Raw genomic sequence first — 26,521 nt, forward strand, 5'->3', positions numbered from 1 at the left:
GATCACGCGGTATGGGTCCCCGCCTTCGCGGGGACGACGTTGGGGAGAGAGTTTAAGCCGACCACGGCTCCGCTTCGGCCGCGCTCTTGGCCTTGGCGGAGACCGGGCTTTCGCCGATCACATCGGCCAGCGCGCGCAACGCCTCTTTGACGCCCTGGCCGGTGGCGCCCGACAGCAGCAGCGGCGTCTTCTTCGCGGCGCGCTTCAGGCGGTCCTTCTGCTTCTTCAGCTCGTCCGGCTCGACCGCGTCGATCTTGTTCAGCGCGACGATCTCGATCTTGTCGGTGAGCTGGCCGCCATAGGCGTCGAGCTCCTTGCGCACGGTCTTGTAGGCCTTGCCGGCGTGCTCGCAGGTGGCGTCGACCAGATGCAAGAGCACGCGGCAGCGCTCGACATGGCCGAGGAAGCGGTCGCCGAGGCCGGTGCCTTCATGCGCGCCTTCGATCAGGCCGGGAATGTCGGCGAGCACGAACTCGCGGCCGTCGGCATTCACGACGCCGAGCTGCGGATGCAGCGTGGTGAAGGGATAGTCGGCGATCTTGGGCTTCGCGGCGCTGACCTTGGACAGGAACGTCGACTTGCCCGCATTGGGCATGCCGACGAGGCCGGCGTCCGCGATCAGCTTCAGCCGCAGCCAGATCCAGCGCTCCTCGCCGGGCTGGCCGGGATTGGCGTTGCGCGGCGCGCGGTTGGTCGAGGACTTGAAATGCGCATTGCCGAAGCCGCCATTGCCGCCTTCGGCCAGCACGAACTTTTCGCCGACCTTGGTGAAGTCGTGGATCAAGGTCTCGCGATCCTCGTCGAAGATCTGCGTGCCGACCGGCACCTTCAGCACGATGTTCTTGCCGTTGGCGCCGTGGCGGTCCGAGCCCGAACCGTTCTCGCCCTTCTGCGCCTTGAAATGCTGCTGGTAGCGGTAGTCGATCAGCGTGTTGAGGCCGTCGGCGACCTCGATGATGACATTGCCGCCGCGGCCGCCATTGCCGCCGGAGGGACCGCCGAATTCGATGAACTTCTCGCGGCGGAACGCCACGCAGCCGTTCCCGCCGTCACCGGAGCGGATATAGACCTTTGCTTCGTCAAGGAATTTCATGGGCCATAGGTAGGCCAGCCGGCCCCCTGCGGCAACCCAGATTGACCCGCAAACCGGCTGAAATTCCGCCGACTGCTGCCCTTGCTTAACCGGTCGGTCGCCGCCGGATCAGGAATTTCTGCAGGCCGTCCAGCACCAGCTCCTTGCGCTGGTTGAACACGGTGCTGCGCAGCGTCACCACGCCGGTGGTGCGCCCCGGCACCAGCTCGGTGACTTCGAGCGCGGGATAGAGGGTGTCGTCGGCGAACACCGGCTTGAGGAACCGGCTCGACTGCTCGAGGAAGCCGACCAGGGAGTCCTCGACCATGAACGGAAACAGGCCGGCGCCGGGCGCGGTGTGGATCAAGGTCTGGAAGCCGTGGGCGAGCAGGTGCGGCATGCCGCGGGCGCGGCAATACTCCACGTCGTAATGCACGGGGTGGGTGTCGCCGCTCGCGGTCTGGAATGCGGCGAACACCGCCGAGGTCTGGGTCCGGCTCGGCAGCACGAAGCGTTCGCCGACGACGAAATCCTCAAACCAGCGTTGCGTCGGGATCATGCGATGCCGGGTGGGATCGAAGTCGGTCATGCGCTGCACCATCGTCACGGATTCGGATTGCGATCCGTATCGCGCCACGCGCAGTGCGACAATGCGTTCAATTCGGCGGAAGTGGGCTTGTCCCTGGTGCTCACGTCATTAAAACGACGGCAAGCGACTCTACCAGCCGATTCCTGACGCTCTCTCCCCGTCATTGCGAGCGCAGCGAAGCAATCCAGACTGCCGCTGCGAAAGCAGTCTGGATTGCTTCGTCGCACCAGCGCAAAATTGCTTCGCAATTTTGTCGCGGGCTCCTCGCAATGACGAGCCCCCGAACGCGTGTTGTCATGCCCCTGTTCAAGAATCTCTCCGCCTATGACGATCGCTCCGCGCGCCTGGCCGGCATCGGGCTCATGGTGCTGTCGATCTTCATGTTCTCGTTCGGCGATGCCATGGGCAAGTTCCTGGTCGGGACCTATTCGGTGGGGCAGCTGCTATTCCTGCGCGCCTGCGCGGCACTGCTCCTGCTGTCGCCGCTGATCTGGAAGCAGCGTCACCAGTTTCTGCATCTGGAGCGGCCGGGCCTGCAGCTGGTTCGCGTCGTGCTGTCGACGCTGGAAGTCGCGGCCTTCTTTCTCGCAACCGTCTATCTGCCGCTCGCCGACGTCATCACCTATTATCTCGCCGGCCCGATCTTCGTCACCGCGATGTCGGCGATCTTTCTGGGCGAGAAGGTCGGCTGGCGGCGCTGGACCGCGATCCTGATCGGCTTCTGCGGCGTCTTGGTCGCGCTGCGGCCGTCGGCGCAGACCGTCAGCCTGCCGGCGTTGATCGCGCTCGGCGGCAGCCTCTCCTTTGCAACCCTGATGCTGATCACGCGCAGCCTGCGCAAGACGCCCGACATCGTGATGGCGTCCTCGCAATTCCTCGGCACGTTCTCGCTGGGCGCGGTGCTGTCGGCGTTCAACTGGGTGCCGCCGACGCCCGGCAGCCTCGTGATCTTCGCGCTCGCCGGATGCGTTTCGGTAACTGCGCTGTTCTGCGTCAACCGTTCGCTCAAGCTCGCGCCGGCCAGCGTCGTGGTGCCCTATCAATATTCGATGATCGTCTGGGCGGTGATCTTCGGCTTCGTCGTGTTCGGCGACGTCCCGTCCATCGCAACACTCGTCGGCGCCGCAATCATCATCGGCGCCGGGTTCTACATTTATCTTCGGGAGCGCGATCTGGGACGTGAGAGCGACGAGGTCAATCCGCCGGCGTAGCCACGACGTCGTCCGGGGGCGCGCGCAGCGCGAGCCCGGGACCCATAGCCCCAGAGAGCAATTGGACGACGACCCGGAGTGGGCGCTTTGCCCCACACTGCGCTCCGGGATTATGGATCCCGGGCTCGCGCTACGCGCGCCCCGGGATGACAATTGTGAGTGCGGCGCCTCGCCCTACCGCACCCGCCTCGCACTGCTCCAGCTCTTCAGCGAGGCCCACACGCCGCGCGAGAGGCGGAAGCAGTCGACGGGGGTCGAGGAGCCGAGCGCCAGGAAGCGGTGCAGCTGCACGCCGCTCCACTGGAAGCCGCACTTCTCCAGCACCTTGCGCGAGGCCGGATTGGTGACGCGCGCGCCGGCATAGAGATGCTCGTGCTCGAACTCCTCGAAGAAGAAATCGATCGCGCCGCGCGCCGCCTCGGTGGCAAAGCCCCGACCCCAATGCTCGACGCCGAGCCAGTAGCCGAGCTCGGCATTGCCGGGCTTGGAGCAATCGATGCCGACCATGCCGACCGGCCCGCTGTCGTGCTCGATCAGGAACACGGTCTCAGCTCCGAGCTCGGCGGTGGCGCGGATGAATTCGGCGGCGTCGTCCTGCGAATAGGGATGCGGCAGGCGGCGCGTGTTCTCGGCGACGCGGCGGTCGTTGGCGAGCCGGGCGATGGTCCTGACGTCGGCCAGCGTCGGCCGCCGCAAGGTCAGCCGCTCGGTGGCGACGACGCTTGGTCTCGCCTCGGCCAAGGTCACGCTCGAGAAATCCTGCAACATGTCCGGCTCCGTGAAAGTCACTAAGTCAAAGTGCAAAGAACAAAGTGAGCAAAGAAAAGGGGAGGCCGGTTTCCCGCCTCCCCTTGGAGCCTTCGATCTCTTGCGATCTCTAGGACTCCGCCGGTTCAGTCGGGACCGGCGGACTCCGTTTTTGTCCACCGTCTATTCAGCAGCCTCGGCAAGCGGGAGCACCGATACGAAGGTGCGGCCGTTGGCTTTGGCTTGGAACGCAACGCGGCCCTCGATCTTGGCGAACAGAGTGTGGTCCGTACCCATGCCGACATTGAGGCCGGGGTGCCAGGTCGTGCCGCGCTGACGCGCAATGATGTTGCCGGGCGTGACGATCTCGCCGCCGAACGCCTTGATACCGAGGCGCTTGCCCTTGGAATCGCGACCGTTGCGCGATGAACCGCCTGCTTTTTTGTGAGCCATGGCTCGTCTCCGAAATCCTGCGTAGTTCTAGGTCAATTCCTTGACGGAATCATTTCAAAACGTCGCACGCATCAATTCGTGAATTGGCGTGATCGGTTTTGCGTTACTCGGCGGCTTCCGCTGCCGGCTCCTTCGTCACCTTTTCCTTCTTCGGACGCGGGCCCTTGGTGGGCTTGGCGCCGTCCGTCAGAATCTCGCTGATGCGCAGAACCGTGATCTCGTCGCGATAGCCGCGCTTGCGGCGCGAGTTCTTGCGGCGGCGCTTCTTGAACGCGATGACCTTCGGTCCGCGCTTGTGGTCGAGCACCTCGACCGCGACGGACGCGCCTGCGACCGTCGGGACGCCCAGCACCGGCGTGTCGCCGCCGACCACGAGCACTTCATTCAGCTGCACGATCGAGCCGACTTCGCCTTCGATCTTGCCTACTTCGAGAACATCATCCGGCACGACGCGGTATTGCTTGCCGCCGGTTTTGATGACTGCGAACATCGTTCTTTCTCCGTGTTCAATCCCGGCCTCGGGACGAGCGTCGTCCGGGCCGGCTTTTTGTCAGTCGCTATGGTTTATGCGAGTCTGCGTGGGCGGGAATTATCCCTTTGAAAACCCAAGCAAAAACAAGCGGCGCGAGAAACGCCCCGCGCCGGCTGTGGGACTTATAGCGGCCGAGCGCGCCAAGTCAAGGAAAAGTGGGCGAAAACCGCCCGGATTTGAAGGCTTTGGCCGCGCTGAAAGCGCGCAGCCGAATCTCGGGTGGGCTTTGCAACAAACGGGTTCCCCCGCAGTTGTCCCGGCCGGAACAGGAAAGCGGGGCAAGGGCTCTCATGGCAACAGACGAATTGGTCAAAACAACGGGCATTGCCCAGCATGGCGCCGAACGGCTGCCATCGGTCGATGTCGACAGCTTCAACATCGAAATCAAGGACGAGGACGGCTTTCTCGGCGACCGCGCCAGCAAGGGCGCGTTCCGGGAGGTGCTCGAGCGCTGGCGCAAGCCGCTGCGCAAGACGGGGGAGGACCCGTTCGGGAAGGTGCCGACCGAGGAGATCAACAAGAAGACGCTGGACGCCATCCTGATCGGCGACGACACCGAGGCCTCGGCCGTGGTGCACAGCGCGATCGAGGATTTCTCCCAGGAGCTCGCTTATGTCACGCGCCGATTCCTCAAGACCAAGGCCTGGGCCAAGACCGAGCGCATCGTCGTCGGCGGCGGCTTTCGCGATTCAAGGCTCGGCGAGCTCGTGATCGCCCGCGCCGAGATCATCCTGAAATCCGAGGGCTTCAAGATCGACCTGCAGCCGATCCGCCATCATCCTGACGAGGCCGGCCTGATCGGCGCGCTGCACCTGGCGCCGTCCTGGATCTTCGAGGCTCATGACAGCATTCTCGCCGTCGACATCGGCGGCACCAACATCCGCTGCGGCGTGGTGGAAACCGGCTGGAAGAAAGCCAAGGATCTGTCCAAGGCCAAGGTGGTGCATGCGGAGCTGTGGCGTCACGCCGACGACGAGCCGACGCGCGAAGGCGCGGTGAAGCGGCTGACCAAGATGCTGAAAGGGCTGATCACGGAGGCCGAGGCCGAAGGCTACAAGCTCGCGCCGTTCATCGGCATCGCCTGTCCCGGTGTGATCAACCCGGACGGCTCGATCGAGAAGGGCGCGCAGAATCTGCCGGGCAATTGGGAGAGCAGCAAGTTCAACCTGCCGGCGAGCCTGATCGAGGGCATCCCCGCTATTGGCGAGCACGACACCGCGATCCTGATGCACAATGACGGCGTGGTGCAGGGGCTCTCGGAAGTACCGTTCATGCAGGACGTTGACCGCTGGGGCGTGCTCACCATCGGCACCGGACTTGGCAATGCGCGCTTCACCAATCGCCGCAAGGAAGGCAACGGCAAGGACCGGGATTCCACGGAGAACGGGAAGAAAAAAAGTAAAGCGGACAAGGAGTAACCTTGACCGGTTAGGTTAAGGACCGGATTGCGTTGCGGACCGCCCGTCGCACGCTAGGGTCGAATCGTCGCTTCCACTCGGCCGGCGAAGCCGCCCTTCACGGCCAGTATTTCAATAAGCGGCACGGGACCGCCAGTGTTTACCGCGTCTGGCGGTCCCACCCCGTTTTTCTCCTCAGCTCCAGCCGATGCGCGCAAAGAACGCGGCGATCTCGCGTGCCGCGCGATCCGGATTTTCCCGATGCGGGAAGTGGCCGACGCCGGGAAACATCTCGAGGTCGAGATCGCTGAAGGTCTCGGACAGCCGGTCGGTCCAGCCAAAGGGAAACAGCGGATCGTGCTCGGCCCAGCGCACGCAGGTCGGCACCGCGATCGGCGGAAGTGGCGGCGCTTCGCCCTTCATCATCGCCACGCGCCCGGCATGCGAGGCGCGGTAATGCGCAAAGCCGCCGGCGAGGTTGCCGGCTTTCAGGAAATTGTCCGTGAAGGCGTCCAGCACGTCGTCGAAGGCATTTGTCCGGTGCGCCCAGCCTTTGAGGAAATGGCTGATGTAGAGCCGGCAGCTCTCCCGGCTCGCACCGATGAGCTGTGGCGCCATCTCCATCTGGTGAAAGGACTGGTACCAGATGTGGTTGAGCCTATCGGGCGCGGCCATGCGCGGCCCGATCCCGGGATAGACGAAATCGAAGAAGAAGAGGCCCGCCATCCGCTCGGGCGCCTGCCGGGCCAGCGGCTGCATGACAGCGCCGCCGACATCGTGGCCGACGACGCCGAATCGGTCGATGCCGAGCCGGTCCATCAGCGCCAGCATATCGGCGGCATGGCCGTCCGGTCCGTAAGGTCCACCTGGCTTGTCGCTGTCGCCGAAGCCGCGGAGGTCAGGCGCGACAAGCGTGAATCGGTCCGAAAGCCTCGATATCACCGGCTCCCAGGTCAGCCAGAATTCCGGCCAGCCATGCAGCAACAGCAGCGGTTTGCCTTTTCCCGCGCGGACCAGGTGGAAATCGGCGCCATTGGCCTTGATGGTCAGGTGCTCCATGGCGGTTCCTTTTCGTCTTGAAGAGGCCAATGGGACGGCAAAGGGACGACAAGGGCTGAAACAGGCAGCGGATTTTCCCCTTTCGCGCCTTGTCTGGCCCGCCATCCTCGCTTATGAACGCCCCCAACCACAGGGGCCCTGCCTCTATATGGCGCCTTCAGGAGAGGTGGCAGAGTGGTTGAATGCACCGCACTCGAAATGCGGCATAGGTGCAAGCCTATCGGGGGTTCGAATCCCTCCCTCTCCGCCATCTGACCCAATGTGCGAAAACCCCTGTAGAACAAGGGGCGCCGAGAGCCGCCGGATTCGGCGATGGAGAACCTCGGTGTAGAGCCGCAGTTCCAATAGGGTTCGCTCTGCCATGATCGGTCGGTTGCGGAAGCCCGAAGCGACAGGACGTGGCTTGGAATGGGATGTCCGGTTCCCATATCTTCACCATGTCTCTCCACCCCAAACCGCCGATTCTTGCTCCGCTCGGCTCGATCGAGCCACATGGTCCGCTGCTGCGGCAGCCGCCGGCCGGCCAATCGCTCTACAAGGTCATGAGCGTCGAGAATTGCATCCGCTCGATCGAGCGCGGTTACCTGCATTTTAACCGAGTCGATTCGTAGAAGGACTTTCCGGACGCCGACCATCAGGACGAGAGCAGTTGCCGGGCGACCGCGCTGGCAATGCGGCCGCGACCTTTGCAGCCGCGCCCGGATTCTCGGCCGCCGACTATTACGATGGTCGCGCTCGCGGACCTATGCCTACTGTGCCGCGCTCGAAGACACCGATCACATCTGGAGGGCAACGTCGGTCTGGTGTTCGACTTCGGCAAGCTCCGTGCAATGCTGAATCGAACGCTGCAGTCGGGGTGTGCAGGCTTGGAGTTCAATGGCATCCGATGCCGCCCGATCTTCGACCTCAACTACGGCATGGTGGACTACGTCGACTGGGCGAACCATCGTGCCAACGAGACGGGCCTGCCGAACCCGATCGCGTGCGCCTACCTGAAGGATGCAGGGCGGTTCGCCAACGAGCACGAACTGCGCATCTCGCTTTCGGCACTCGGGATCGGCAAGTTCGTCCTGGATGACCGGACTGAGATCGCCTTTCCGCAACATCTACACCACCGGTTGGCGGCCGCCACCAGCCCAAGCCAGATGGAGAAGACGATGACTCACGATATCAGCGAGGCAGCCAAGGCTGTGGTACGCCGCAATACGATCGAGGTGCAGGGAGGGGCGACTGGGCTCTGTTCGACGAGCTGTTCGCTGAGAACTTCCATGACCATACCCCGCAGCCCGGTGGCCGGCCCGACAAGGGCGCGGTGCTTGAGCTCTATCGGCGCCTGCGCGAGGCGTTTCCGGACTTCACGCCTGAGATCCATTGGCAGCGCGCCGACGGCGATGTGGTCACGACCTACAAGACCTACCACGGCACGCATCTCGGCGCCTTCCTCGGTGTGCCTCCTACCGGCAGGAAGGTTAGCTTCGAGACGGTCGACGCCATGCGCGTGGTCGATGGGAAGATCACCGAGCATTGGGGCGTGGCGAACCTCTATTCCGTCATGCAGCAGCTGGGCGTGATCCCTCCGCTTGGCTGACGGATCGGGCGTGGGCAAAGTGGCCGGCGCCGAGCAAGCGCCGGTGCACCCATTATGTTCGCATGGCTGTCCCTGCAGCAGGCTCTGATCTTGCTGAGGCCGCGACGCTGATGAATAATGAAGAGAACTCAATACGATGGCGAGCGCTCCCGTATTCGGTCCGGACTGTTAAGCAGAGGCGGAAATGCTGATAGAAAAGTTGGCCGACACTTTATCACGAAACGTAACCTGCGACGGCGTATCGGCTACTTCTTTGGCCAGGGTCCATGTCCTTTGCTCGACAAGGCCGACCGATCCAATCCATGTTTTTCATAAGCCCGCCGTCTGTTTTGTCGCCCAGGGTCGCAAGCAAACGATGCTGGGCGAGAACATTTACCTTTATGAGCCCCCGCAGTTTCTGATCGTCAGCGCCGAGCTGCCCGTCACGGGGCAGATCCTCGAAGCTTCGCCCGAGCGGCCCTATCTGTGTTTCCGCCTGGACCTCGACCCGATCGCGATCAGCAGCGTCATCCAGGATGCCTTCCCGACTGGCGCGCGCCACGAGCCACCGAAGAGCGGGCTCGACGTCAGCACCGCGCCCGACGAACTTCTCGACGCAGTCGTCCGCATGGCCGCGCTGCTCGACGTCGAAAGGGAGACCGACCGGCAAATTCTGGCGCCGTTGGCCGAGCGCGAAATCCTCTATCGCCTGCTCATGGGCGAGCAGGCGAGCCGTCTGCAACAGATCGCATATGGCGAAAGCAAGCTGTCCCAGATCGGCAAGGCAATATCCTGGATCAAGGCAAACTATGCGCGGTCGATCCGCGTCGAGGAAGTGGCTGCCCAGGTCAACATGAGCATGTCGAGTTTCCATGAGCACTTCCGGACCGTCACGTCGATGAGCCCGCTCCAGTTCCAGAAGCAGATCAGGCTTCAGGAAGCGCGCCGGATGATGCTGGCGCACGCCGTGGATGCCGCGACCGCCGGCTTCAATGTCGGGTACGAGAGTCCGTCCCAATTTTCGCGCGAATACTCCCGGCATTTCGGCCTCCCGCCCAAGCGCGACATAGAGAAGCTGCGCACCGAGCCGGCGTTCGTGTGAGGCGTAGGATCGTGCAAGGATGTCGGGTTCCTGTTCTACCTTACCACGAAGGGAATGACCGATCTTCCGCTTCGACGCGATGAGCGTTGAAGAAGGAGAACGGCCATGACCCAACTGACCAACATTGCATTCATCCGAGCGCAAAAGGGAAAGAGCGAGCAACTCGGCGAGCATCTTCTGGCGCTGGTCGAACCGAGCCGCGCCGAGCCGGGCTGCATCAACTATGACGTCCATCGTTCGAACGATGACTTTGAACTCTGGTGCGTCTACGAAAACTGGAAATCGGCCGATGACCTGACGGCGCATTTCCAGCTTCCCCACATGCAGCGCTTCATCGAGGCGATCCCTTCGCTTGTCGAAGGCGAGCTCGATCTGCGCGCGTTCAGCATGATATCGAAGCCGGCCCGCGCCTGAGCGCTGGAGAGGAAGGTTACGAGAAGGCGGAGCTTTGGCGGCTCCGCCTTCGTTCATGTTGTGTGCATCGGCAGCATCATCCCTCCAGCAGATGGAAGGGCATTTCGCGCAAACGCGTCAGATCACGCATCGGCGGCGCTCCGAACAACCGCGCATATTCCCGGGAGAATTGCGAAGGGCTCTCATAGCCGACGTTGAAGCCTGCCGTGGCCGCGTCGAGGGACAGCCCGAGCATGAGCCGCCGAGCCTCCTGCAGCCGAAGCGCCTTCTGATATTGCAAGGGAGTCATGCCGGTGACCTGCTTGAAGTGCAGGTGGAAGCTGCTCAGGCTCATACCGGCCTTATCGGCGAGATCCTCGACCTGAAGCGGGTGACGGAAGTTGTTCTTGAGCATCGCGATTGCCTTGTTGATCTGGGACAGGCGGCTTTCGGCGAAGGCGATTTGAAGAATGCGAGCAGAGCCGCTTCCCACCAGCAGCCGGTAGAGGATCTCCCGCTTCACCATCGGCGCGAGGATCGGAATGCTCTCCGGATGATCCAGCAGTTCGAGCAAGCGGCAAACGGCATCGCCGACTTCAAGGGAGGCCTGGTGAAGCTGCAGCCCCGGCTGGTGCGCCTGATCGCGTCTCGGCCTCAATCGCAATTGGACGGCAAGGTCGTTGAGGGTTGCAAGATCGAGATCAAGCCGGATAGCGAGGAAAGGCCGCTCCCGCGAAGCGTCGGTGACCTGTGACACAACCGGCAGGTCCACTGATACGATCAGGTAGGTCTCTGGGTCATACCGGTAGAGATCCGATCCCAGCACGACTTGTTTGGCGCCCTGCACGACAAGACAGAGCGCCGGCTCGTAGAGCACATGCAGCGGCTCACTGGCTTGCGGATAGCGGACAAGCGCGAGCGCCGGAATGTCCGTCGAGAATATTCCGTCCGAATGCGTATTCCTGGCAACCAGGGTCCTCATCCGCTCGAGATGTGACACGGCGCATCCCTCATCAAAGAATTAAACATGCGGAAACTCTAATGGCGGGCAGGATGGGCCGGGTACATCGATGCTCCGTCAGAATTGCCTATTCTTCCAGATGACGCGCTCCTTCCCGTGAGGCTCTTGGCCATGCTCGCCTGATCAGTCGGCCCCGGAGGATCAGGCAATTCTGGCGGAAGAACGATCTACCGCCTCATCGACGGTATCGGCGAATTTCTCCTCGTCGCGGCGAACATGAAAAGCCGCCCAACGATCGAGAGGAGAAAGACGATGACGAAGACCTGGTTCATCACTGGCGCCGCCCGCGGTCTGGGTGCGGAGGTGGCTCGCGCGGCTCTGGCGGCCGGCGACAACGTGGTCGCCACCGCGCGCGACGAGAACAGCGTGCGTAAGGCCCTTGGCGACAACAGCGACCGCACGCTGTTTCTGTCGCTGGATGTGATCGATGCCGAGGCGCCCAGGAAAGCGGTCGATGCCGCCGTCGCGCGCTTTGGCCGCATCGATGTCCTCGTGAACAATGCGGGCTACGGCCATCTCGGCCTCTTCGAGGAAGCCTCCGAAGAAGACATCGAGCGTCAGTTCGAGACGAACGTGTTCGGCCTGATGCGGGTCACGCGCGCCGTGCTGCCGGTGATGCGCCGGCAGAAGTCGGGCCACATCATCAACCTGAGCTCGATCGGCGGCAAGGTCGCCTTCGACCTCTGCACGCTCTACGGCGCGTCGAAATTCGCGGTCGAAGGCTTCAGCGTCAACCTGGCCAAGGACGTCGCGTCGTTCGGCATCAATGTCACGGTGGTGTCGCCCGGCTACTTCCGGACCGACTTCCTGGATCCGAGCTCGGTACGCTTCGCCGGCAACCGCATCGCCGACTACGACCAGGTCCGCGATGCCGTCGAGGCTGCGTACAAGAGCCACAGCCACCAGCAGCTCGGCGATCCCGCCAAGTTCGGCCCCGCAATCGTCAAGATGGCAGGGGCGGAGAAGCCCCCCGTCCACTTCCTCGTCGGCTCCGATGCGATCGAGTTTGCGCGCATCGAGCTTGCGGCACGCTCGGCCGAGATCGATCAGTGGGCGGACCTGTCCGCTTCGACGGACCATCAGGACGAAGCCGCCTGAGCGATCTTCGCGGCCGGCCGCCCAAGCCGGCCCTTCGCTCGGCTGCACACACCATCAATCCAAAAGAGGGAATAGAGCCATGGCAAATGTGGAAATCGATCGCGTGTTCGCGCTTCAACAGGCGAACATCTGGAAGATGAAGACCAGCAGCGCGGAGGAGCGCCGTGCGCGCATCATCCGCCTTCGGGACCGCCTTCTCCAGGCGGGGGAAGAGGTCGCGGACGCGCTTTTCCGGGACATGGGCCGTCCGAAGGTCGCAATGCCGTTCGACGTGCAGAACTGCATCGACACGGCCAACGAAGCGATCGAGAAGCTGGACGACTGGATGGCGCCGACGCCGGTCCAGCCGAATATCAAGGATCCCTCAGTCAAAGCCTATGTTCACTATGAAGCGCGTGGCGTCGTGCTCATTCTCGGCCCGTGGAATTTTCCGTTCCACCTTTGCGTTGAGCCGCTGATCAGCGCCTTGGCGGCGGGCAACAGTGCCGTCATCAAGCCGGCCAGCATGGCGCCGGCAACCAGCGCGGTTCTGAGCACGATCATTAAGGACGTGTTCGATGAATCCGAAGTGGCGGTGTTCGAAGGCTCCTCCGAAGTCGCCAACGCCTTGCTCGAGAAGCCCTTCGATCATGTGTTCTTCACCGGTAGCCCGAAGGTCGGCAAGATCGTCATGGCGGCCGCTGCGAAGAACCTCACGTCCGTCACGCTTGAACTGGGCGGAAAGAACCCGGCGATCATCGACCGCACAGCGGATCTCGATGCGGCGGCGGCGGCCGTGGCGACGAGCCGGACGATGAACAACGGCCAGACATGCCTGTCGATCGATTACGTGCTTGTTCCTGAAGAACTGAAGGCTCCATTCATCGAAAAAATGGCCGCGGTCATCAAGGAGCAGACTTATACCGGCGCCAAGTTCAACAGCGCCAGGACAGGCAGGTTCATCGACGTCCGCAACTTCGAACGAGTGCGCGGCTATATCGACGATGCGGTCGAGCGCGGCGCGACCGTTGCTTTCGGCGGCAGCTCGAGCCCCAATGAGCTGACGATGGAGCCGACGATCCTGACCGACGTCCCCTCGGATGCGGACATCATGCAGGACGAGATCTTCGGGCCGGTTACGGTTGTCATGCCGTACGCCACGGCCGATGAGGCATTCGCGACCATCCAGCGTCACGGCAAGCCGCTCGGATCGCTCGTCTTCTCGAAGGATGAGAGCTTCATTCAGGCCTTCATCCAGCACACGACCTCGGGTGGTGTGTCGGTCAATCAATGGGCCGGCCATTATTTCGACGGCAGCCTGCCGTTCGGCGGCGTCAATGGCAGCGGGATCGGGGCGTACCACTCGATCTACGGCTTCAAGGCCTTCTCTCACGAGCGCGCCATTTGGCAGCGTGACGTGTATCCGCTGGCCGCCTGATCCTGGAAGTGGATGAGTACCCCGCCATTAAGGGCGCGGGTACTCTGCATTTGCTGCTGCAACAGGAAGCGCGACGAACCGCAAGCTACGCCGCACCGGCGGGGGAGAGTCCCTCCCTCTCCGCCATATCAAGCACGACGCTTCCAAATAGCTCCGCCAAATCAGCCTGATGCTGCTGCCGTTCGCCCGGCCAGCACCATCCGCGCCGTCGTCACGAAGGCCTGCGCCGCCGGGGACAACGTCCGGCCCTGGCGCTGCAGCAGCGACACGGGCCGGGTGAGGGCGGGGCGCACGAGCGGTCTTGCGATCAGTGTAGGGAACTGGTCGGCCGGCAGCATCGTCGCGGGAAGGATGGCGAGGCCGAGGCCCTGCGCCGTCATGGCGAGCGCGGTGTTGATCAGGGTCACTTCGTAAGTCGGATCGAGGCGCTTGCCCTGCGCGCTCAGGGCCTGATCGATCTGCATGCGGATGCGTGTCTCGCTGCGCATCGCAATGGTCGGCAGTTGCACCAGCTCGTCCCAGGTCAGGGAACGCCGCGCGGCGAAGTCCGCGGTGCGACGGCCGATTGCGCTCAGGCGGCCGCTCGTCAGCGTCTCGATCGTCATGTCCGCGAATTCGCCCTCCACGCTGCCGATCGCGAACTCGGCATCGGTCGTGCTCAGCCGCGGCACGAGATCGTCGGCGGCGACATCGCGCATGTCGATCTCGATGTCGGGATGGCCAGTGCGGAATTTCGCCAGCACCAAGGGCAGCAGCGCCGATGCCGTGCCGGCGGAGGCGAGAAACACGACCCGGCCGGCGCGGGCCTGCGCGAGGTCACGCATGCGGCGCGACAGGCCTTGCGCATCGCTCAGCATGCGCTCGGCGGCGGCGAACGCCTCGTCGGCGGCCAGCGTCGGCTGCACCGAGCGCGTGGAGCGGTCGAACAGCTTGACGCCGAGCTGGGTCTCGAGCTGCTGGATCAACAGGCTCGCCGCCGATTGCGTGATGCCGAGCTCGCGGGCGGCCCGCGTGATGCTGCGCGTCCGGTACACGCCGGTGAAGACCCGCAACTGGCGCAATGTGACATTCATGGCGAAATCTCATGAATTGATGAGTTCTTTCCGACTTATCGCATAAACGGACCTGCAATAAAATGCATGCTGTGCGGACGGAAAGAATCCGCGGCAAGGATTGGAGCGAGCATGAGAGCGCAAGTGCTGGTGGTGGGCGCCGGGCCCGTCGGGTTGACCGCGGCGATGGATCTCGCTTCGCGCGGAATCGATGTCGTCGTCGCGGAAATCCGCCACGCCGGCGATCCGCCCAGCGTCAAGTGCAATCACGTGTCGGCGCGCTCGATGGAGATTTTTCGGCGGCTCGGAATTGCCGCCCGCTTGCGCGATGCGGGGCTCCCTGCGGACTTTCCCAACGATTGCTCCTACCGGACCACGGCGACCGGGATCGAGCTTTGCCGCATCGACATTCCCTCCCGCGCGCGCCGCTATAGCGCGACCGGCGGCCCCGACACCTGGTGGCCGACGCCCGAGCCGCCGCACCGGATCAACCAGGTCTATCTCGAGCCGATCCTGTTCAGCCATGCCGCTGCCCAATCACGCATCAAGATCCTGGCGCGCACGGAAATCACCGACATCGAGCAGCACGACGACCATGTCGTCGCGCTGGCGCGCGATCTCGACAGCGGACATTCGCTCCGCATCGAAGCCAGCTTCGTGATCGGCTGCGACGGCAGCCGATCCCTGGTTCGAAAAGCAATCGGTGCCAGCCTGTCCGGCACGCCGGTGATCCAGCGCGTGCAGTCGACCTTCATCGAAGCGCCGCAACTGAAGGAGCTGATGGGGGCGCACAAGCCGGCCTGGATGGTGCTCTCGCTCAATCCGCGCCGCTCCGGCACCGTTGTTGCGATCGACGGCCACGACCGCTGGCTGATCCACAATCACCTCAAGCCCGACGAGCCCGAGTTCGACTCGGTCGATCGCGACTGGGCCATCCGTGCCATCCTCGGCGTCGACGAGCGCTTCGAATACCGCGTGCTCAGCAAGGAGGATTGGGTCGGACGGCGCCTGGTGGCCGACCGCTTCCGCGACCGCAGGGTCTTCATCTGCGGCGACGCCGCACATCTGTGGATGCCCTATGCCGGCTACGGCATGAATGCGGGCATCGCGGATGCCGTCGACCTCTGCTGGCAATTGGCGGCGCATCTGAACGGCTGGGCGCCGGCTGCGATCCTCGACGCCTATGAGGCGGAGCGCCAGCCCATCACCGAGCAGGTGTCGCGCTTTGCGATGGACCATGCGATGAAGATGATGGCGCAGCGCGGCGGCGTGTCCGCCGAGATCGAGGATGACACGCCGCGCGGCCAGGCGGCGCGCGCGGCGCTGGCGAAAGCGGCCTACGATCTCAACGTGCAGCAATATTGCTGCGCCGGCCTCAACTTCGGCTACTATTACGACGCCTCGCCGATCATCGCCTATGACGGCGAGACGCCGCCGCCTTACGCGATGGGCAGCTTCACGCCCTCCACCGTGCCGGGCGCCCGCGCGCCGCATTTGTTCCTGCGCAACGGACGCTCGCTCTACGATGCCTTCGGCCCCGGCTACACATTGCTGCGCTTCGATCCGGCAATCGATGTGACGCAGCTGCAAGACGCTGCAAAGGCGCGCGGCGTGCCGCTCGCGCTGGTCGACGTCGCGCCGGAGGAGGCGAACGGCGCCTATGCCGAGAAGCTCGTGCTGGCGCGGCCCGACCAGCACATCGCCTGGCGCGGGCAGTCGGCGCCGGAGAACGCGCAGGGCCTGCTGGCCCGTATCACTGGCGCTGCGGCGTAGGACGACATCGAGCGGACGGCCTGGCGACGTAGCTCGCCAAGCCGAGTTTCAAAAACAGAATACATGGAGGAGACCGTGTTTCACGTTGCAAGACGCCGCATCCTGGCCGCGCTGACGGCCGTCGCTTTCGCACTGTTGCCGGTGGCGGCGGCCCGAGCCGCCTATCCCGAGCAATTGATCAAGATCATCGTGACCTTCCCGCCCGGCGGCAGCGCCGACACGGTCATCCGCGCGCTCGAGCCGCTGGTCACCGCCGAGCTCAAGCAGGGCCTGGTGATCGAGAACCGCGCCGGCGCCGGCGGCAACATCGGCATGGCCGCGGTCGCGCAGGCCAAGCCCGACGGCTACACGCTGGGCGTCGCGCCGGCGGGTGCGTTGACCGTGAATCCGCACCTCAATGCCTCGATGCCGTTCGCGCTGAAGGATCTCGCGCCCATCACCCTGCTCGCGGAAATTCCCTTTGTGCTGGTCGCGTCCGCGAATATCCCGGCGCGCACACCTGCGGAGACCATCGCGCTCGCCAAGGCGAAGCCGGGTGGGCTCTCGATCGGGCATGGCGGCAACTCGACCGCGATGCATTTGACCGCTGCGCTGTTCACGCAGAGAAGCGGGATCGCGATGGAGCTGGTCCCGTATCGCGGGACGGCGCCGGCGGCGGTCGATGTTCTCGCAGGCCATGTCCCGTTCGCGGTGCTGGATATTCCGGCATCGCGACAATTGATCCTCGAGGGCAAGCTCAACGCGATCGGCGTGTCCTCCGCGCGCCGCCTTGCGTCCCTGCCCGATGTGCCGACGCTGGCCGAGAGCGGCATTGCGGGCTTCGAATCCGTCGGCTGGTTCGGGCTCGTTGCTCCCGCCGGCACGCCTGCGGATGTCATCGCCCGACTGAACGAGGCCTTCACCAAGGCGCTGAAGGACCCTGCCGTGGCGGAGAAGATCCGCACCCTCGGCGCGGAGCCTGCGCCGACCTCGCCCGAGCAGTTCGGCCGCTTCATTCAGGACGAAAGTGCGAAATGGGGCAAGCTGATCAGCGAGGCCGGCATCAAGGCAAACTAGAGCGGATCGATTCGATCTAAAGCCATTCCGCTTTAACGGTTTCCGCTTCCCCGATAACGCACGTGATCGACCAGCGCGCGCAGCTTCGGCGGAAGATTCCGCCGATCCGGAAAGTAGAGGAAGAAGCCGGGGAAGAACGGGCAGAATTCCTCCAGCAGGGGCACCAATTCTCCGCGCTCGATATACGGCTTGAACGTCTCTTCCATGCCGAATGTCAGGCCGCCGCCCGCGCAGGCGGTCCGCACCATGACCCACATATCGTTGGTCGTGATCCTCGGCTCCACTGCGACGTCGAACTCGCGCCCACCTTGCGCAAATTCCCAGCGGTAGGGAGCGACGTGCGGCGCCGGCCGCCAGCCGATGCAGCAATGCTGTGAGAGCTCGCGCGGGTGCGAGGGCGCGCCGAACCGCTCCAGATAGGCGGGAGCTGCCACCACCAGCTGGCGCTGATCGCCCGAGACAGGCACGGCGATCATGTCCTGCTCGATCACCTCGCCGAGCCGGACGCCGGCATCAAAGCCCTCGGCCACGATGTCGAATTCCGCATCGGTCACGGTCACGTCGACCTGCACGCCGGGATGAGCCTGCGCGAATTCGGCCAGCAATGGACCGCGAATGAATCGCTCGGCGATGGACGAGACGGCAAGACGCAGCTGCCCGGTCGGCTGCGCGTCACGGTCGCGGGCGCCGTTGATCGCCTGTTCGACTTCGGCGAGCGCCGGGGCCACGCGCTCCTGCAAGCGCATGCCGGCTTCGGTGAGACTGACGCTGCGCGTCGTTCGCTGCACGAGAGCCACGCCCAACAGGTCTTCCATGCGCCGGATGGCCTGGCTCACGGCGGATCGGGTCACCCCTAACCGCTCGGCGGCGCCACGGAAGCTCTTGGCTTCCGCGACCGCGATGAAAACGGCGACGAGGTTCAGGTCCGTGGTCATTGGTTAGCTAAGCTTACCACCCCGGTCATCATTGGCCAACTTCTCTCACCCCTCACGGGAGGCTATCTCCGAGCCACACGAAGGAGGCCCTGATGACGTCGCTTGATCAATACCGCCTGCTTGGCCGTTCCGGCCTGCGCGTATCTCCCCTTGCCCTGGGCACGATGACCTTCGGGACCGAGTGGGGATGGGGCGCCGATCCCGGCGAGGCCCGTCGGATCTTCGACCTCTATGTCGACCGCGGCGGCAATTTCATCGACACCGCGGTGAACTACACCAATGGCGCGTCCGAGCGCCTGGTCGGCCAGTTCGCCCGCGGCAAGCGCGATCGTCTCGTGCTCGCCACCAAATTCACCATGGCGCGCGATCCCGGCAATCCCAATTCCGGCGGCAACCACCGGCTCAATATGATTCGTTCGGTGGAGCAGAGCCTGCGGCAGCTCGAGACCGATCGCATCGACCTGCTCTATCTCCACGCCTGGGACGCGACGACGCAGCCGGATGAGGTGATGCGCGGCCTCGACGATCTCGTCCGCAGCGGCAAGGTTTTGTATGTCGGCATCTGCAACACGCCGGCCTGGCGCATTGCGCAGCTGCAGACGATTGCAGACCTGCGCGGCTGGTCGCCCTTCGTTACCTTGCAGATCGAATACAATCTGGTCGAGCGCACCGTCGAGCATGAGCTCATTCCGCTCGCCGCTAGCCTTGGGCTCGGCGTGCTGCCCTGGTCGCCGCTCGGCGGCGGCGTGCTCACCGGCAAGTACAGCCGCGCCGATCTCCGGGATTCCCAGGAGCGCGCCGTCGGCACGACACGCGCCTCGATCATCGCGTCATCAGGCCTTCTCAACGAGCGATCGCTGGACGCGGCCGAGACGGTGCGAGCCGTCGCCTGGGAGCTCGGCGCGACGTCCTCGCAGGTGGCCATCGCATGGACGCTGGCCAATCCCGCGGTCACCGCGCCGGTGATCGGGGCCCGCACGCTGGAGCAGGCGGAAGACAATTTCAGTGCGGTCGGGATCACGCTGTCGCCTGAACAGATGGCGCGCCTCGACCAGGCGACCGCGCCCGATCCCATTTTTCCAGGCCGCTTCCTGCGCCGCCCGATGGTCGAGCAGCTCATCTTCGGCGGCGCCGCCGTCGCGCGGCGCGGCTAGATCGAGCAACAACGCGACCGACCATGCGCGCAACACTTCGGGGCAGACGACATGTTGCACCAGAAAGGGAGACACCAATGGCAACCCTGCTTAATCGCGCACTTGCGTCGTGCGTCTACGCCGTCATCGTGACGGCTTCCACCCTGACGACGGCCGCACCTTGCGGACAGGCCAACTCGATCCAGGACGACAACAAGCGGATCGTCACCGATGCGTTCGATCGCTGGGCGGCCGGAGGAACCACCTTCTTCAATGATCTGCTGCACGACAACGTGGTCTGGCGCATCAAGGGATCCGGTCCAAGCGCCGGCGAATTCCGCGGCCGCGATGTGTTCGTGGATCGCGCGGTCCGCCCGTTCGCCAGCCGGTTGTCGACCCCGGTCCGCCCCACTTCCGTGAGGATCTTCGCCGATGGCGACCACGTCATCGCGCATTGGGAAGGCAGCGGCGTGGCGCGTGACGGCAAGCCTTACGCGAACTCTTACGCGTGGATCCTGCTCATGCAGGACGGCAAGGCGGCGGAGGTCACGGCCTATCTCGACCTCGCATCCTATGACGACGTCCTGCGGCGCATTCCTGCGCCGGCGCAATAGGCCGGCTGCCAGGAGCAGGGCAATCGCAGTTGATGTGCAGAATGCAACGGCATCGGCAGTAAGCTCCCTCCCCCGCTTGCGGGGGAGGGTTGGGGAGAGGGTGTCTCCGCGTTGGGGTTATTAAGAATTTGCCGAACATGTCCCTGCGTGGCGAGAGCCCTCACCCGCCGCGCTCTGCGAGCGCGTCGGCCTCTCCCGCAAGCGGGAGAGGCGGAGCAAGCCGGCAGACAGTGCCCGCTTGAACCCATCGCCCGCACGATCCGACCTAGCAAGGTCCCGCCATCCGGCGGGCGCCAGGTGATCCCAGGACGATGTTCGACAAAACCTACCGGCAGCGCCTCGAAGCCGATCTTGCGCGATGGGAGGCCGACGGCGTGATTGCGCCGGCGGCGGCCGTCGCGATCCGCAGCGCGCTGCCGCCGCTTCCACCCGGCATCAACATCGCCGCGGTCGTCGCCATCGTCGGCGGCCTCCTGATCGCCGCCGCGTTCCTCGCTTTCGTGGCCGCGCACTGGACCGAGATCGCGCGCCTGGCGCGGTTCGCGATCCTGCTGGCCGGCATGGCCGCCGCCGGCGGTCTCGGCGCCTGGTTCGCCGCGCGGCAGCGCACTCTTCTCGCCGATCTCTGCGCCAGCGTTAGTGCGATCATCTTCGGCGCCGGCATCGCGCTGGTCGGGCAGATGTACCACCTCGGCGAAGATTTTGCGGGCGGCATGCTGCTGTGGTCGATCGGCGCGTTTGCCGCGGCGCTTCTGACCGGCTCGCGCGGTGCGCTCGCCGTCGGTCTCGTCGCCGCCTCGATCTGGACCTGCATGCGGATCACCGATGCGTCCGACGTGCTGCATCTCCCGTACCTGGCGGTCTGGCTCATCGCCGCCGTACTCGCCTTCGCCTGGAATTCGCGCATCGCCGCTCATCTCGTCGCGCTCGCGCTGCTGCCGTGGTGGATCGCGACCTCGCTCCGCTTCGAATTCGAGGGCACCCAGCCGTCCTTCGTGCTCGCGAGCGGTGCGGCGCTGCTGTTCGGCGCCGGGCTCGCGATCGCAGCCGCGCCGTCGCCGCGAGCGCTCCGGCTCGGCGGCGTCCTGTCGATCTACGGCGCGTTTTCATTGGCCATCGCCGCGTTCCTGGAGGTGACGACGGTCGACGATCTCGTCCGCTTCCGCGAAGGGTCCGTTGCGGGCCAGCCGCTTTGGGCGATCGCGTGCGGAAATGCCGGCGTGATCCTCGCGCTGGCCTCGGCTGCGATCACCAGGCGTGCGGGAGAACTCCTTGCAGCAGCTGCGATCGCCCTGGTCCTGCTCGCGGCGCCGGTCTGGCCGGCCTCCATGGCCGGCGAATCCTGGCTCGCCTATGCCGCGCTGCTTGCGGCCATGCTGTGTCTCGTCGTCTCCGGCGTGCTCGATGACGTGCGTCCGCGCATCGTCGCGGGCTGGCTCGGGATGGCCGGGGTCATCGCCGGCATCACCTGGGCGGTGAAGGGATCGCTGATGCGCCGCTCGGCCTTCTTGGCAGTGGCGGGCGTCGCGGCCGTCGCCTTTGCCACCGCGCTCAATCGCATGCTGCCGAGGGCCGCGCGATGACCGCCCTGATCGCATCGCTGGCCGCGTTCTGGCGGCGCATCCCGAAAGCCGTGCTGTTCGGCGTCGCCGTCCTGCTGCAATGTGCGCTGCTGGTCATGATGGTAGCCGACCGCATGCAGATCCTGCGTAACGGCGTCGAGGTCATCCTGCAGACGCAGCCGGTCGACCCCCGCGATCTCCTGCGCGGCGACTATGTCGTGCTCAGCTACGACATCTCGCAAGTGCCGGCCGGCGCGCTCGCCGGCAAGCCCGCCGCCGCGCGGCATCCTGACGTGTTCGTCAAGCTCGCGCCCAAGGCCGACGGAGTCTATCAGGCGGTCTCGGTGCATGCCGAGCCGGTCAAGGTCACCGCGCCCGAAGTGCTGATCCGCGGCCGCGTCGGCAATTACGGCGGCTCCTGCGGCGACGACCGGCGAAGGTTTTGCGACAAGCTGCCGATCAAATATGGCCTCGAAAGCTATTTCGTGCCCGAAGGCGAGGGCAAGAAGCTCGAGGACGCCCGCAACCAGCAGAAGCTGCGCATCATCGCCGCCGTGCTGCCCTCCGGCCGCGCGGCGATCAAGCGGCTGCTGCTGGACGGGGAGGCGGTGTATGAGGAGCCGTTGTATTAGGGGCGGGATGGATCGATTGCCGCGGCGGTCGTTCACCTCTCCCTGAAGCTTGCGGGGGAAGTCGCAGCCCCTCAATGACGCCTTCAGGAGAGGTGGCAGAGTGGTTGAATGCACCGCACTCGAAATGCGACATAGGTGTAAGCCTATCGGGGTTTCGAGCCCTCCCTCTCCGCCAGCTTTTAAATCCTACCGAATGAGTCGCGTATCTTCTCGGGCGCGGCGTTCGGCTTTCTACAGCACCGCTTCTAGCCGATCGCGATGGGCGACATGCTCGTCCTGGATTTCTTGAAACCGTTTGAGGAGGAGCTCGACTTCGGAGGCGTCGCCTCCCTGCGCTTTGATCTTATCGACGACCTCGCGCTGCCCCGCGACCTGCTCTTTCCCGTCGGCCACGTGTCGCCGCATCATCGCCAGGTGCTCTTGGATCATCGCAGGTCCACGGCGCTGCCTCATAGCGGGAGTAGCGATCGGTGCAGTCGGCACCGCGCCGGGTGTATTCTCGCTCAATGCATCCGCCTCACGAACACCAGCGTCGATATTGGAACGGCACGGCCGTACAATAAGCCGTCGGCGTCACGTGAGTCGCCGCTGTTCGGGTTCTTGAACCGGAGCCGGAATCGGCATACATTCGGCAGGTTGGCCACGCCGGGAATTTACCCAGAACTACGGAGTGTCGGCCGCGGGAGCCTCTCGCTTTATGCGGGACGCTGTAGGGGAGAGCATCTTCCCCAGTCAAGAATGCACCGGAGCGCATCCGGGATGGTCTTCCTGGTACCCACGCAGGGTCCAGTGCGACACGGGCTTAGGTCGCACAAGGGATGATCCCATTCACGCAACTCGCCTGAGCGAAAGCTTGGGCTCGTGGGGATTGTCCTATGAAGACGTTCGGTTGGGCCGCAATTATCTACAGCATCCACGACGCCTACACCTTCGGCGCCCTTGTCCTGCTTATTGCGGGCGAGCTCGCTGTCACATGGGTATCCCGCCGCAAGCCGCGAAATCCTCAACGGAATCAATAAAGCTCATTTAGCTATTTCTTAACTATGTCGGCCTATTCTGATCATGCCGCACTCTGATTTCCAGGTGCTTTTGAGGGTCTGAAATGAGTAACGAAACGCGAAATGTCCAAAAATTAGACGTCCAGAAATTGGACATCGTGAAAGGTGCAATGGCTCGGGGACTGCATCGCCTGGTCGTGCGCACCCGCAAGATGAAGCTGAATTGGTGGAGCGGCCATGTCGCCGTCGAGGAGACCGTCACCACTATGGATCCCACGAATGCTCGGCACTGACCTTCCTGATTGGCGCAAGCGCAACCGGTTCACCCAGGACACGCTGCGCGAGGCGCTCGGCGTAAAGTCCCGGCAGACCATCATCACCTGGGAGAAGTCCGAGGCGCCGATCCCGCGCACCGTAGAGTTGGCGCTGTTGGCGCTGGAGCACTTACCGGAAATGGCCCGGAAGGTCGACGGGCACCGCTTCACCGCGGCTGAGCTGCCGGCTGTCAGGGAGAATGTGCGGATGCGGACTTAGCCTTTTTGTCCGCGTCTACTTTGGCGTCTGTGGCCAGCATGATGAACATGCCGCAATGGTATATGGCGCTCATGACGACTTGGGTGTGGGTCATATCCCGGACGGCTTTCTTTTCCCGCTCGGTTTCCATCTGAGCGACGTAGAGTTCGCGCACGTTCTCGCTCAGCCTTTTGATCTCGTCGTCATTGAGGGAATGGGCAAGTTCGTTTCGCACCCACGAGCATTTTGACAGCAGGTCCCAGATCGATTGCTCGACCTCGGGCGGATCGATCTTTTTGCATTCTTTGATTTTGTCTTTCGTGAAGAAAAAGTGTTTCGGGTCTCTGCCGTAGGCTTCGAGTAGGGCGATCATCTGCCGTTCGACGGCGATCTGCGCTTTCAGCACCGTAAGGATCATGTCGTCGACCCGCTTCAGGTCCTCGTCGAAGCGCTTGCGGTGTTCTGCGAAAAACAGCTCACGTTCAGTTGGCTCTCGCTCCTCAAGCTCCCATATCTCTTTAGCCATTAGCTCCCCCCTTGGTTGCAGAAACCATGACATAAATTGGGGGGTAGTTCTATTTCCGGTCCGCGGCCCCGCAGGACTTAGTCCTGTCACGGTGCGGAGATCAGCCTGCCGTGATTCGCGACGAGGAGACGAATTTTGTGTGGTCCGCGGTCGCTTGGCTCCGCGAGTCTGGTCCAATTGACGGGCTGCTCTTGCTTCCCGATCTAAGAGAAACATCGCCGGCTTCCGGCTCGTTCGTCCTTTTCTCTCGTAGACGCCATAGGCTCGGCCTTCGCAAGAATCTTTAAAGACACGATCGTTACGCGCCTATCAATGATGACATTGTGCCGGTGTTTTTGCTTGACGTGGCAAAGGTCGCGCGACGTCATCGGTCGTCCATCGACTTGGTGATCAACGCCCATCTCCTCCGTCCCCAAACGGATTCGCCACCGTCGTCCCCAACCCCGCAACATTATCCGCGTCGCCGGCGTCAGATCGTGCGTCAACGCAATCGCCGTGAGGGCCGTCGATCACAGGGACGGACCTAATGGCGCTGATGCGGCCGCATTGATCTGATACGGCGTTGTCGATGCCGACCGCAATCGCCCTCTCACAAACCTTGCAAACCCGAGAAATCATCAGGATGATCTCCGCGTCGTAGCATCGCTCGCGAGGTCTTCATGCGAAAATGCGAAGTCGCCGTGCTGGGTCTGGGGCTCATGGGCGGAGCAGCGCTGGGCGCATTGCTGGATGCCGGCGTCGATGCGCTCGGCTTCGACCCTGTCGCAGCGGGTTCGGATCGAGGCTCGTCACATGGTTCATGTCGCATTTTCCGTCGCTTCAATTTCGAAAACCCCAACTACACCAGCCTGAGCGACGAGGCTCATGCCGGCTGGATCCGGCTGCAGAGCGAAAGCGGTCAAACAATTCTGACGGAGACCCCTGTTCTGGAGGCCGGCCGCCCCGGCTCAGCCATGGTGGCGTCCTCGCGCGCGGCCGCGATCGCGAAAGGGCGTCCGGATCCGATGTTGACCGCGGCTCAAGCGAACAAGCTATTTCCGGCTTTCAGCCTGCCCGACGACTGGGACGTCGTCGTGCAGGACGGTGGCGCGATCCTGCATACCGAGGTCGTCATGAAACTGATGCGCGAATGCGCCGGGAACCGCGTGATTCCGGAACGCGCGAATTTTTCGCCGCGCCACGACGGCGTGTCGATCCGCACGGATACCGAAGAGTTCTTCGCCGAGCGCGCGATTCTGGCGCTTGGCCCATGGCTCGGTCGCGCACTCCCGAGACTAGGCGCGCTGCTCAACGTGACCCGACAGGCGGTCGGCTGGTTCGCGCCTGCTAGCCCGGACAGCGTGGCGCTCGGTCGTTTCCCGATCTTCATACTAGACCGAGGTCCGAACGACACGGTCTACGGCTTTCCGGACTTCGAACAGCGCGGCGTCAAAGCTGCGCCTCACAACCACGGGCCCGTGGTCGGCCCCGACGACTGGCGTCCGCACGCCACCGATGGTGAACTCCGCCCGGTCGGCGAAGCGTTGGCCGCCCTCGTTCCGGGTGCGGCCGGGCCCATCATCGATCGCGACGTCTGCCTCTACACCAACACCGCGCCCGCCGACCGCCGGCTAGACGCGGGCGAGGAATTCATCATCGATCGCTGGCCGGAGTCCCGCCTAATCGTCTGCTCCGCCTGTTCAGGCCATGGTGCGAAATTCGCGCCCGCCATCGGGCAAAGGCTTGCGCGCCTTGCCACCGATCCGTCCTACCAGGCAGAACCGTTCTTTCGGCTCTCGCGCTATTCTCAATTCGCCTGAGCGGGTGCTGGATGTTGCGTTGACAGTGCACAAAACGCGCACCCTCCGGCGGCAGACGCCTTCAAGAGACCCGGGCCAAAGCCCTGCCTGTCCGACCTCCTGCGATGATGCCACTATGCTCCTGTTTTGCCCGACGGAGCAAATAGCGGGAGACGTCATTCGGATTGGGGGCGACAACGATCGCGGCCAATTCCCATCGGCTCGCACGGGTGCGCCGGAGAGGCGAATCAAACCACGATCCCTCGGCTTTTCGGCCCCTGAAATCCCGCC

General features: G+C 64.0%; 28 protein-coding genes, 2 tRNA genes and 1 pseudogene. 19 read left to right on the top strand and 12 right to left on the bottom strand.

The genetic code is table 11. The annotated features are described in order from the left end of the window. Positions 1 to 52: 52 nt before the first annotated feature. Together obgE and I6F36_RS34155 are read right to left on the bottom strand one after the other, a co-directional pair. A complete protein-coding gene (gene obgE, locus I6F36_RS34150; protein ID WP_025032816.1) occupies positions 53 to 1,093 on the bottom strand; it encodes a GTPase ObgE in 1,041 nt (346 codons plus the stop codon). An 85-nt stretch (positions 1,094 to 1,178) separates the two neighbouring features. Further along, complete coding sequence (locus I6F36_RS34155; RefSeq protein WP_225172948.1) at positions 1,179 to 1,661, bottom strand: MaoC family dehydratase; 483 nt, start codon at positions 1,659 to 1,661, stop codon at positions 1,179 to 1,181. Between the two features lie 296 nt (positions 1,662 to 1,957). Between I6F36_RS34155 and I6F36_RS34160 the strand changes: the two genes are divergently transcribed. Further along, positions 1,958 to 2,872: a DMT family transporter gene (locus I6F36_RS34160; protein WP_225172949.1), complete on the top strand. Its 915-nt coding sequence runs from the start codon at positions 1,958 to 1,960 to the stop codon at positions 2,870 to 2,872. A gap of 174 nt (positions 2,873 to 3,046) precedes the next feature. On the opposite strand, the gene I6F36_RS34165 is transcribed toward I6F36_RS34160, so the two are convergent. The 3 genes from I6F36_RS34165 to rplU form a co-directional block, all read right to left on the bottom strand. Beyond that, on the bottom strand, positions 3,047 to 3,640 hold the full coding sequence (locus I6F36_RS34165) for a GNAT family N-acetyltransferase (RefSeq protein ID WP_225172950.1): 594 nt from the start codon (positions 3,638 to 3,640) through the stop codon (positions 3,047 to 3,049). 162 nt (positions 3,641 to 3,802) lie between these two features. Then, complete coding sequence (gene rpmA, locus I6F36_RS34170; protein ID WP_025032812.1) at positions 3,803 to 4,072, bottom strand: 50S ribosomal protein L27; 270 nt, start codon at positions 4,070 to 4,072, stop codon at positions 3,803 to 3,805. Between the two features lie 103 nt (positions 4,073 to 4,175). Further along, positions 4,176 to 4,562, bottom strand: a complete 387-nt coding sequence (rplU, locus tag I6F36_RS34175; RefSeq protein WP_036008712.1) for a 50S ribosomal protein L21 — start codon at positions 4,560 to 4,562, stop codon at positions 4,176 to 4,178. A 332-nt stretch (positions 4,563 to 4,894) separates the two neighbouring features. On the opposite strand from rplU, the gene I6F36_RS34180 reads away from it, so the two are divergent. Beyond that, positions 4,895 to 6,022, top strand: coding sequence for an ROK family protein (locus I6F36_RS34180; protein ID WP_225172951.1), 1,128 nt, complete (start codon positions 4,895 to 4,897; stop codon positions 6,020 to 6,022). Positions 6,023 to 6,196: 174 nt separating this feature from the next. On the opposite strand, the gene I6F36_RS34185 is transcribed toward I6F36_RS34180, so the two are convergent. Then, on the bottom strand, positions 6,197 to 7,060 hold the full coding sequence (locus I6F36_RS34185; RefSeq protein WP_225172952.1) for an alpha/beta fold hydrolase: 864 nt from the start codon (positions 7,058 to 7,060) through the stop codon (positions 6,197 to 6,199). Between the two features lie 160 nt (positions 7,061 to 7,220). Here I6F36_RS34185 and I6F36_RS34190 point away from each other — a divergent pair. Together I6F36_RS34190 and I6F36_RS34195 are read left to right on the top strand one after the other, a co-directional pair. Then, positions 7,221 to 7,310 (top strand) — tRNA-Ser (locus tag I6F36_RS34190). Between the two features lie 163 nt (positions 7,311 to 7,473). Continuing rightward, positions 7,474 to 7,671: a hypothetical protein gene (locus I6F36_RS34195; RefSeq protein ID WP_225172953.1), complete on the top strand. Its 198-nt coding sequence runs from the start codon at positions 7,474 to 7,476 to the stop codon at positions 7,669 to 7,671. 165 nt (positions 7,672 to 7,836) lie between these two features. On the opposite strand, the gene I6F36_RS34200 is transcribed toward I6F36_RS34195, so the two are convergent. Then, a complete protein-coding gene (locus I6F36_RS34200; protein ID WP_225172954.1) occupies positions 7,837 to 8,166 on the bottom strand; it encodes a hypothetical protein in 330 nt (109 codons plus the stop codon). 51 nt (positions 8,167 to 8,217) lie between these two features. Between I6F36_RS34200 and I6F36_RS34205 the strand changes: the two are divergent. The 3 genes and pseudogenes from I6F36_RS34205 to I6F36_RS34215 all read left to right on the top strand — a co-directional run bounded on the left by I6F36_RS34205 (position 8,218) and on the right by I6F36_RS34215 (position 10,143). Next, positions 8,218 to 8,648, top strand: a pseudogene (locus I6F36_RS34205) (ester cyclase). Between the two features lie 184 nt (positions 8,649 to 8,832). Beyond that, a complete protein-coding gene (locus I6F36_RS34210; RefSeq protein ID WP_225172955.1) occupies positions 8,833 to 9,729 on the top strand; it encodes an AraC family transcriptional regulator in 897 nt (298 codons plus the stop codon). A gap of 105 nt (positions 9,730 to 9,834) precedes the next feature. Beyond that, a complete protein-coding gene (locus I6F36_RS34215) occupies positions 9,835 to 10,143 on the top strand; it encodes a putative quinol monooxygenase (protein ID WP_225172956.1) in 309 nt (102 codons plus the stop codon). A 76-nt stretch (positions 10,144 to 10,219) separates the two neighbouring features. Here the strand turns inward: I6F36_RS34215 and I6F36_RS34220 are convergent, their stop codons facing one another. Then, entirely contained in the window at positions 10,220 to 11,104 is an 885-nt protein-coding gene (locus I6F36_RS34220; protein ID WP_225172972.1) for an AraC family transcriptional regulator, read from the bottom strand. A 291-nt stretch (positions 11,105 to 11,395) separates the two neighbouring features. On the opposite strand from I6F36_RS34220, the gene I6F36_RS34225 reads away from it, so the two are divergent. Then, positions 11,396 to 12,241, top strand: coding sequence for an oxidoreductase (locus I6F36_RS34225; protein ID WP_225172957.1), 846 nt, complete (start codon positions 11,396 to 11,398; stop codon positions 12,239 to 12,241). 79 nt (positions 12,242 to 12,320) lie between these two features. Continuing rightward, positions 12,321 to 13,658: an aldehyde dehydrogenase family protein gene (locus tag I6F36_RS34230; RefSeq protein WP_225172958.1), complete on the top strand. Its 1,338-nt coding sequence runs from the start codon at positions 12,321 to 12,323 to the stop codon at positions 13,656 to 13,658. A gap of 161 nt (positions 13,659 to 13,819) precedes the next feature. Here I6F36_RS34230 and I6F36_RS34235 read toward each other — a convergent pair whose 3' ends face one another. Next, the gene (locus I6F36_RS34235; RefSeq protein ID WP_225172959.1) at positions 13,820 to 14,731 is read right to left on the bottom strand and encodes a LysR family transcriptional regulator; all 912 of its coding nucleotides are present in this window, start codon (positions 14,729 to 14,731) and stop codon (positions 13,820 to 13,822) included. A gap of 111 nt (positions 14,732 to 14,842) precedes the next feature. Here I6F36_RS34235 and I6F36_RS34240 point away from each other — a divergent pair, with 111 nt between their 5' ends. Together I6F36_RS34240 and I6F36_RS34245 are read left to right on the top strand one after the other, a co-directional pair. Then, positions 14,843 to 16,483, top strand: coding sequence for an FAD-dependent oxidoreductase (locus I6F36_RS34240; protein WP_225172960.1), 1,641 nt, complete (start codon positions 14,843 to 14,845; stop codon positions 16,481 to 16,483). A 75-nt stretch (positions 16,484 to 16,558) separates the two neighbouring features. Continuing rightward, on the top strand, positions 16,559 to 17,539 hold the full coding sequence (locus I6F36_RS34245; RefSeq protein ID WP_225172961.1) for a tripartite tricarboxylate transporter substrate binding protein: 981 nt from the start codon (positions 16,559 to 16,561) through the stop codon (positions 17,537 to 17,539). A 32-nt stretch (positions 17,540 to 17,571) separates the two neighbouring features. On the opposite strand, the gene I6F36_RS34250 is transcribed toward I6F36_RS34245, so the two are convergent. Further along, on the bottom strand, positions 17,572 to 18,474 hold the full coding sequence (locus I6F36_RS34250; protein WP_225172962.1) for a LysR family transcriptional regulator: 903 nt from the start codon (positions 18,472 to 18,474) through the stop codon (positions 17,572 to 17,574). 92 nt (positions 18,475 to 18,566) lie between these two features. On the opposite strand from I6F36_RS34250, the gene I6F36_RS34255 reads away from it, so the two are divergent. The 5 genes from I6F36_RS34255 (at position 18,567) to I6F36_RS34275 (ending at position 22,590) form a co-directional block, all read left to right on the top strand. Then, positions 18,567 to 19,628 (top strand): aldo/keto reductase, encoded by a 1,062-nt coding sequence (locus tag I6F36_RS34255; RefSeq protein ID WP_225172963.1) that lies wholly within the window; start codon positions 18,567 to 18,569, stop codon positions 19,626 to 19,628. A gap of 77 nt (positions 19,629 to 19,705) precedes the next feature. After that, a complete protein-coding gene (locus I6F36_RS34260) occupies positions 19,706 to 20,221 on the top strand; it encodes a nuclear transport factor 2 family protein (RefSeq protein ID WP_225172964.1) in 516 nt (171 codons plus the stop codon). A gap of 311 nt (positions 20,222 to 20,532) precedes the next feature. Then, positions 20,533 to 21,804, top strand: coding sequence for a DUF2157 domain-containing protein (locus I6F36_RS34265; RefSeq protein ID WP_225172965.1), 1,272 nt, complete (start codon positions 20,533 to 20,535; stop codon positions 21,802 to 21,804). Then, positions 21,801 to 22,415: a GDYXXLXY domain-containing protein gene (locus tag I6F36_RS34270; RefSeq protein ID WP_225172966.1), complete on the top strand. Its 615-nt coding sequence runs from the start codon at positions 21,801 to 21,803 to the stop codon at positions 22,413 to 22,415. Before I6F36_RS34265 ends, I6F36_RS34270 begins: the two co-directional genes overlap by 4 nt. Positions 22,416 to 22,501: 86 nt before the next feature. Continuing rightward, positions 22,502 to 22,590 (top strand) — tRNA-Ser (locus I6F36_RS34275). Positions 22,591 to 22,646: 56 nt separating this feature from the next. On the opposite strand, the gene I6F36_RS34280 is transcribed toward I6F36_RS34275, so the two are convergent. Then, positions 22,647 to 22,844 carry a hypothetical protein gene (locus I6F36_RS34280; RefSeq protein ID WP_225172967.1) on the bottom strand — a complete coding sequence of 66 codons (198 nt, stop codon included), beginning with the start codon at positions 22,842 to 22,844 and terminating at the stop codon, positions 22,647 to 22,649. Positions 22,845 to 23,583: 739 nt separating this feature from the next. On the opposite strand from I6F36_RS34280, the gene I6F36_RS39780 reads away from it, so the two are divergent. Further along, a complete protein-coding gene (locus tag I6F36_RS39780; RefSeq protein WP_276573745.1) occupies positions 23,584 to 23,706 on the top strand; it encodes a hypothetical protein in 123 nt (40 codons plus the stop codon). Further along, entirely contained in the window at positions 23,693 to 23,947 is a 255-nt protein-coding gene (locus I6F36_RS34285) for a hypothetical protein (protein WP_225172968.1), read from the top strand. The genes I6F36_RS39780 and I6F36_RS34285 overlap by 14 nt, the downstream gene beginning before the upstream one ends. Here the strand turns inward: I6F36_RS34285 and I6F36_RS34290 are convergent. Next, a complete protein-coding gene (locus tag I6F36_RS34290; RefSeq protein ID WP_225172969.1) occupies positions 23,919 to 24,452 on the bottom strand; it encodes a hypothetical protein in 534 nt (177 codons plus the stop codon). The two genes, I6F36_RS34285 and I6F36_RS34290, sit on opposite strands and share 29 nt — an antisense overlap. 659 nt (positions 24,453 to 25,111) lie before the next feature. Between I6F36_RS34290 and I6F36_RS34295 the strand changes: the two genes are divergently transcribed. Next, the gene (locus tag I6F36_RS34295; RefSeq protein WP_225172970.1) at positions 25,112 to 26,251 is read left to right on the top strand and encodes an FAD-dependent oxidoreductase; all 1,140 of its coding nucleotides are present in this window, start codon (positions 25,112 to 25,114) and stop codon (positions 26,249 to 26,251) included. The last annotated feature ends 270 nt before the right edge of the window (positions 26,252 to 26,521 follow it).

The sequence above is a fragment of the Bradyrhizobium sp. BRP19 genome (assembly GCF_020194195.1).
Classification (GTDB): domain Bacteria; phylum Pseudomonadota; class Alphaproteobacteria; order Rhizobiales; family Xanthobacteraceae; genus Bradyrhizobium; species Bradyrhizobium yuanmingense.

Coding starts and splice junctions, on each gene's coding strand:
- obgE (WP_025032816.1), bottom strand. CDS start 1,093: ATGAAATTCCTTGACGAAGCAAAGGTCTATATCCGCTCCGGTGACGGC.
- I6F36_RS34155 (WP_225172948.1), bottom strand. CDS start 1,661: ATGACCGACTTCGATCCCACCCGGCATCGCATGATCCCGACGCAACGC.
- I6F36_RS34160 (WP_225172949.1), top strand. CDS start 1,958: ATGCCCCTGTTCAAGAATCTCTCCGCCTATGACGATCGCTCCGCGCGC.
- I6F36_RS34165 (WP_225172950.1), bottom strand. CDS start 3,640: ATGTTGCAGGATTTCTCGAGCGTGACCTTGGCCGAGGCGAGACCAAGC.
- rpmA (WP_025032812.1), bottom strand. CDS start 4,072: ATGGCTCACAAAAAAGCAGGCGGTTCATCGCGCAACGGTCGCGATTCC.
- rplU (WP_036008712.1), bottom strand. CDS start 4,562: ATGTTCGCAGTCATCAAAACCGGCGGCAAGCAATACCGCGTCGTGCCG.
- I6F36_RS34180 (WP_225172951.1), top strand. CDS start 4,895: ATGGCAACAGACGAATTGGTCAAAACAACGGGCATTGCCCAGCATGGC.
- I6F36_RS34185 (WP_225172952.1), bottom strand. CDS start 7,060: ATGGAGCACCTGACCATCAAGGCCAATGGCGCCGATTTCCACCTGGTC.
- I6F36_RS34195 (WP_225172953.1), top strand. CDS start 7,474: ATGTCCGGTTCCCATATCTTCACCATGTCTCTCCACCCCAAACCGCCG.
- I6F36_RS34200 (WP_225172954.1), bottom strand. CDS start 8,166: ATGTTGCGGAAAGGCGATCTCAGTCCGGTCATCCAGGACGAACTTGCC.
- I6F36_RS34210 (WP_225172955.1), top strand. CDS start 8,833: ATGCTGATAGAAAAGTTGGCCGACACTTTATCACGAAACGTAACCTGC.
- I6F36_RS34215 (WP_225172956.1), top strand. CDS start 9,835: ATGACCCAACTGACCAACATTGCATTCATCCGAGCGCAAAAGGGAAAG.
- I6F36_RS34220 (WP_225172972.1), bottom strand. CDS start 11,104: ATGAGGACCCTGGTTGCCAGGAATACGCATTCGGACGGAATATTCTCG.
- I6F36_RS34225 (WP_225172957.1), top strand. CDS start 11,396: ATGACGAAGACCTGGTTCATCACTGGCGCCGCCCGCGGTCTGGGTGCG.
- I6F36_RS34230 (WP_225172958.1), top strand. CDS start 12,321: ATGGCAAATGTGGAAATCGATCGCGTGTTCGCGCTTCAACAGGCGAAC.
- I6F36_RS34235 (WP_225172959.1), bottom strand. CDS start 14,731: ATGAATGTCACATTGCGCCAGTTGCGGGTCTTCACCGGCGTGTACCGG.
- I6F36_RS34240 (WP_225172960.1), top strand. CDS start 14,843: ATGAGAGCGCAAGTGCTGGTGGTGGGCGCCGGGCCCGTCGGGTTGACC.
- I6F36_RS34250 (WP_225172962.1), bottom strand. CDS start 18,474: ATGACCACGGACCTGAACCTCGTCGCCGTTTTCATCGCGGTCGCGGAA.
- I6F36_RS34255 (WP_225172963.1), top strand. CDS start 18,567: ATGACGTCGCTTGATCAATACCGCCTGCTTGGCCGTTCCGGCCTGCGC.
- I6F36_RS34260 (WP_225172964.1), top strand. CDS start 19,706: ATGGCAACCCTGCTTAATCGCGCACTTGCGTCGTGCGTCTACGCCGTC.
- I6F36_RS34265 (WP_225172965.1), top strand. CDS start 20,533: ATGTTCGACAAAACCTACCGGCAGCGCCTCGAAGCCGATCTTGCGCGA.
- I6F36_RS34270 (WP_225172966.1), top strand. CDS start 21,801: ATGACCGCCCTGATCGCATCGCTGGCCGCGTTCTGGCGGCGCATCCCG.
- I6F36_RS34280 (WP_225172967.1), bottom strand. CDS start 22,844: ATGATCCAAGAGCACCTGGCGATGATGCGGCGACACGTGGCCGACGGG.
- I6F36_RS39780 (WP_276573745.1), top strand. CDS start 23,584: ATGGCTCGGGGACTGCATCGCCTGGTCGTGCGCACCCGCAAGATGAAG.
- I6F36_RS34285 (WP_225172968.1), top strand. CDS start 23,693: ATGCTCGGCACTGACCTTCCTGATTGGCGCAAGCGCAACCGGTTCACC.
- I6F36_RS34290 (WP_225172969.1), bottom strand. CDS start 24,452: ATGGCTAAAGAGATATGGGAGCTTGAGGAGCGAGAGCCAACTGAACGT.
- I6F36_RS34295 (WP_225172970.1), top strand. CDS start 25,112: ATGCGAAAATGCGAAGTCGCCGTGCTGGGTCTGGGGCTCATGGGCGGA.